This window comes from Bacillota bacterium (assembly GCA_013314855.1).
Lineage (GTDB): Bacteria > Bacillota > Clostridia > Acetivibrionales > DUMC01 > Ch48.
Window position 1 is genome coordinate 1 of sequence record JABUEW010000199.1, and the last position, 4,689, is coordinate 4,689.

Annotated in this window: 8 protein-coding genes; all 8 read left to right on the forward strand. The window is 37.3% G+C overall.

Going from position 1 to position 4,689, the window contains the following annotated elements; all coding sequences use genetic code 11:
• Positions 1-98 precede the first annotated feature (98 nt).
• The 8 genes from HPY74_19875 to HPY74_19910 all read left to right on the forward strand — a co-directional run bounded on the left by HPY74_19875 (position 99) and on the right by HPY74_19910 (position 4,101).
• Positions 99-635, forward strand: a complete 537-nt coding sequence (locus tag HPY74_19875) for a hypothetical protein (GenBank protein NSW92867.1) — start codon at positions 99-101, stop codon at positions 633-635.
• Between the two features lie 193 nt (positions 636-828).
• Positions 829-2,268, forward strand: a complete 1,440-nt coding sequence (locus tag HPY74_19880) for a LysM peptidoglycan-binding domain-containing protein (protein ID NSW92868.1) — start codon at positions 829-831, stop codon at positions 2,266-2,268.
• 107 nt (positions 2,269-2,375) lie between these two features.
• Positions 2,376-2,765 (forward strand): hypothetical protein, encoded by a 390-nt coding sequence (locus tag HPY74_19885; GenBank protein ID NSW92869.1) that lies wholly within the window; start codon positions 2,376-2,378, stop codon positions 2,763-2,765.
• Between the two features lie 18 nt (positions 2,766-2,783).
• Positions 2,784-3,002, forward strand: coding sequence for a hypothetical protein (locus tag HPY74_19890; protein NSW92870.1), 219 nt, complete (start codon positions 2,784-2,786; stop codon positions 3,000-3,002).
• A 269-nt stretch (positions 3,003-3,271) separates the two neighbouring features.
• Positions 3,272-3,451, forward strand: coding sequence for a hypothetical protein (locus HPY74_19895; protein ID NSW92871.1), 180 nt, complete (start codon positions 3,272-3,274; stop codon positions 3,449-3,451).
• Between the two features lie 23 nt (positions 3,452-3,474).
• The gene (locus HPY74_19900; protein ID NSW92872.1) at positions 3,475-3,666 is read left to right on the forward strand and encodes a hypothetical protein; all 192 of its coding nucleotides are present in this window, start codon (positions 3,475-3,477) and stop codon (positions 3,664-3,666) included.
• Positions 3,667-3,670: 4 nt separating this feature from the next.
• On the forward strand, positions 3,671-3,883 hold the full coding sequence (locus HPY74_19905; GenBank protein ID NSW92873.1) for a sporulation protein Cse60: 213 nt from the start codon (positions 3,671-3,673) through the stop codon (positions 3,881-3,883).
• Positions 3,884-3,915: 32 nt separating this feature from the next.
• The gene (locus HPY74_19910) at positions 3,916-4,101 is read left to right on the forward strand and encodes a hypothetical protein (protein ID NSW92874.1); all 186 of its coding nucleotides are present in this window, start codon (positions 3,916-3,918) and stop codon (positions 4,099-4,101) included.
• Positions 4,102-4,689 lie beyond the last annotated feature (588 nt).

Here is a 4,689-nt window from a genome sequence, read left to right on the forward strand (position 1 = left end):
ACGGCAAGCAGAAACAGGAAACATTTTTAATAAAAGTCCTTGACGTGATAAACATTGATTTTAGCGAGTTTTAAGGAAGAAAGGAGGGAGAAAATACTATGACAAATAATTTGCCAGAGACCAAAAAAGATGTAGAGGAACTATTACAAGAATTCCCGGAACTTCAACGATTCAATAACCGCATGAAAACGATAGAGGCCCTAGCGAAGGATGCAGAGAAGGAAACAGAACTTACACATATGGCAGACAGCTTTAAAACAGTTTTACGACTTCAGGAACAACTCTTTGCTGAAATTATCCGTGATGTAATTGATGAGTTTTTACAAAATTTTGAAGGAATGGCTGATAATTGTCAGGAATGGAAAGCAATTGCTGAAAAATTAGGAGCAGCTTTAAAAAAAGAGCGTGAGATAGCAGATAAGATCTTTGATAGCTTATGCGTACTTATGTTGGAGGACCCTCGGGGTACTTTTGAAAATATTATTTTGAGACAGGTTGAGCGCAGACAAAAAATTGAAAGCAGCGATGGCTGGGATAACTGGCAATGGGGATTGCATTTCCCGCTTATAGCACGTATCCGGATGGCATGGAAGCTTGTTTTTGGGAGGGAGGAAGGATATTCCAGAAATAGCTAATGAAGGAGGTGGTAATAAAGCTAACAAAAGAAGTAAGAGCTTTAAACAGGCTGAAAGAATGCAGACAATAGGACCAGAAACGAAAGACAGATAAACCGGGCATAATCAAAATATGGAGGTGATCTAAAATGCCCTGGACAGTTGAAGGTGTATTAAATGAATTGCAAAAAGAGAAAGGAGAGGTGGTTTAACAATGGCTACTTATACTATATCAAAAGATGATACTTTAAATACCATCATAAAAAAATTTAATATTAACCCAGAAGAACTTTTAAAAGCCAACAAAGGAGTAAAGTGGAAGGCAGGCGCGACAATAAACATCCCTGCTCCTAACTTTAGTCCTGACATAGACTATTCTATTGAAATAAACAAGTTGTTGCAGGAAAATCCTAACGCCGATGTATCTGCTTTAGTGGCTGCAAGGCGGGCAAAGATAGAATCAGACCCGACAAAGTATGGGCAGTTTATGCCTTCCCAATTAGAGTTTGAACAAAAATATTTAAAACCGATTACAGTAACAACACCAAGCACAAATATTGGTAATAGTATGCCTAATGCGCAAACGCCAGCCATAACACAGCCAAATAATATAACACAGACCGCAAACTCTTATAACATAACAGATTATATCAACGAGTACAAGGAAGCATTACGCAAATCACGGATAGCAGCACTTGACAAGGCAAGGCAGGGTGCATTGTCTACATTGAGAGCAGAGGAATCCGCTATTGCTCCGCAATATGCGGCATCCAGGCAGCAAGCAGTTGCATTGTCAGATTTGGGAGCAAAGAACTTTGCAGAGTACCTTGCAAAGAGAGGACTTAGGAGTAGTGGCGCAGCCTCACAAGGACAAATTGCCCAAAATGTTGCGTTGCAAAATATAATGGGCGAATTAAGCCGTGGCGAGACACAAGCTTTGTCTGACATAGCAAGAAGGCGTTCTGATATTGAAACCGGTTATCAAACTGATGTTGCCAATGTTCAAGCCGATATAGAGGCCTCTGTTTTGCCGCAATTAATACAACAACTAAATGCTGAACGGCAATATGCTTTACAGCAGCAGCAGTTAGCTGCACAGATAGCAGGATTGACAGGTATTTATGAAGGCAAACCAACGCTTGAAGCATTAAGATTGCTTACCGAACAACAGCAGAACGCAATAGAAAATGAGTTAGAACGTAAAAAGTTTGAAGAGCAAATAAGACAGTTTGAAAAGAATTTTACTGAGAGCCAGAAAAGATGGAACGAAGAATTTAAATTCAATCAACAGAAACAGACCTTTGAAGAAAGGCAGGCTGAAATAGAGAATGCAGTAAAGAACAAACAATTGAGTTTGCAAGAGGCACAATTACAACTTGCACACGATAAATTTATAGCAGAGAATGACCCAAATTCGATTGATAACAGATACAAACAGGCACAGATTGATGCATTGCAGGGCAAGGGCGGCTTAACATACAAGGACTATTTTTCAAGGGGTAATGAAATGCTTGATAAGATGTATTATGATAGTGCATCACAAACTTATGTTAAATTGTATACTCCTGAACAGGTTAAAAGTTGGGTGTTAGGTTTACCAATATCAATACAAGAGAAAGTTAACTTGCTTAATGATTTAGGCATACCAAAGTAAGGCGGTGATTATTAATGCCTTGGACAGTTAGAAAGAGGCTTCTCACGGAATGTTAGGACTGACTATTACATGAACGACATAAATCAAAATATGAAAGGAGGGAGAACATGAGCGAAATTGAGGAAACTACTGTAAAGGGAAAAAGCTTGACACGTAAGGACGAATATAAGTTATCACCGACTAGAGAAAAAATATTAGAAGCCATGGTTAACCCCGAATTCCTTGGACTTTCGATTACAGAGAAATGTCAGCGAATAGGTGTATCACGGGAAAGCTGGTACCAGGCTTTACGTGATGAAAAGTTTATGGAGTTAGTCGGAAAAACAAGCCTGGACTTGGTACGTGAAAAACTTGGAGAGATTTTGGCTTCATCAATAAAAACAGCGATAACATGCGGTAGTAGAGGTTATCAAGATAGGCGAATGCTATTGGAACTTGCAGGCCTATTACGGCCAGAAAATGAAGGCATTATTATTATCAACGTGAAAAATGAATGATTGGAAAGGGGGAATATTATGCGTAGAGTAGATGCAAAAGGGCTTACAGCAGAAGAAATACAAGAGGCTATTGATAGCATGTTACGCAACAAGGATAAAAGCCTTACGGAACTATACCGGGAAATGGAAGACGGTTATTTACAATTAGCAGAGTTAAGCCCTGAATTTGCTAAACGAATGCTTGAATGTATAAAGCAACATCATCCGGACTTACTACGACAATGTGATAAAGTATAACATGACAGCTTTAAAATACAGTATTCAAGCATGTTGCAACGTAAGTTTACTTTGGACTTTACTTGCAACTATGGGGGTACAGGGGGGCTATACCCTATCCCATTTTTTGACCGGGGGAGGGGGTATATATATATTCGCTATATACAGCGACGATATTTTTCAATATTCCATGGGAAATATTGTAAAAAATAAGGAGAGGGAAAAGTTTTAAACGAGCCTTACGAATTGAACAGTACGAATCAAATATTTATCCAAAAGGAGTGATTGTAATGGACGATAAAAATTTACATTGTCCTTTGTGCGGCAATAAACTACTGATTGGCAAAACACGAACCACATCTGAGGTTGGGACTACTGATATTTTTTTAAGCCTGTATATGTATTGTGGGAATTCAGAATGTGAGAATTGCGGCAAGCTTATTACAACCGTTAAGCATAAGGCTAATTGAATTGAAAGGAGGATAAAGCAGATATGAGCGAATCCAATAAAAAAGTATGTTCTGCCTGTGGAAGGGATTTGTGGCGAAGAAGCGCAAAGTTAGAAAGTCCGATAGATGCAGCAGAGGTATATATTTTAGAGAAACTTTACTGTAATAATCCCAAATGTGTTATGTTTCGTAAGACAATAAATATGAAATCACTTTGGGTTGATAAGGAGGATTGAACAAATGGCATACAGGGTAAAAATTTTTCCAGATACAGAAGGGAACTATAGAACTGGATGGAGTAGTACAGAACTTGAGGCCGAAATCAATACTTTTCTTAAAACAATACCCGATGGAAGCCTTGTATCTATCTCATATAATTCAGCCTTTGCAATTAATGCGTTCAGCAATTCAAGCAAATTATTTCAATCTGCAATAGTTGTTTATAAAATATAATACTTTGTTCTCCATCAAGGAGGTGTTTTTGAATGGTACAAATAAACAATAATTATTATATCAAATTTGAGGACAAAAATTTTACCTTACTCAAACAAATAGGCTTGCGCAAGAATGGCAGGCCAAAATATAAAATAATAGGCTATTTTGGCAGTTTAGAGCCACTTTTTAATGCTTTGTTCAAGATGCTTGTTTTAGATGCAGTACCTTCTAATTAATTGATAGGATTGATTGAACTGAAGGAAATATTTTTAGAGGCAAAAGCGGAAATTAGGGAAAAGTTAGCCGAACTAACAAATGTATGTGTATAAAGCGATTAAAGGCTGGTTAAGCATGTCTTTTCGTCCTGGAAATATATAAAATCAAGTATCCTTAAACCAGCCTTAAACACTTCGTTATATTGTTCAATGAAATCTCAAACGGGTGGGATGCCGCATCGAGGTTTGATGAGGATGAAAAGAATACCGTCGTTATTGCCGACACCCCTGGCGGAAACAGCAAATAACCTTGTTTTGACTTTTTAACAATTATGGTAAAAAGACCTTTACCACAATTTTGGGAAAAAGTTTTTATGCAACCCTATAAAAAAATCTTTACATGGTATTGACAAACAAAAATTAATTATGATATTATAAAGACGAATAAAGATTAATTAAGATAATTTAAAAGGCGGTGATAATTATTGAGTGATGAACTTCTGACAAAGTCAGAAATGGCAAAATACTTAAGAGTTTCAGAAATAACACTTGACCGATGGAGAAAGGAGGGATTACCGTCAATCAAATTTAAGCGGAAGGTTTTGTTTA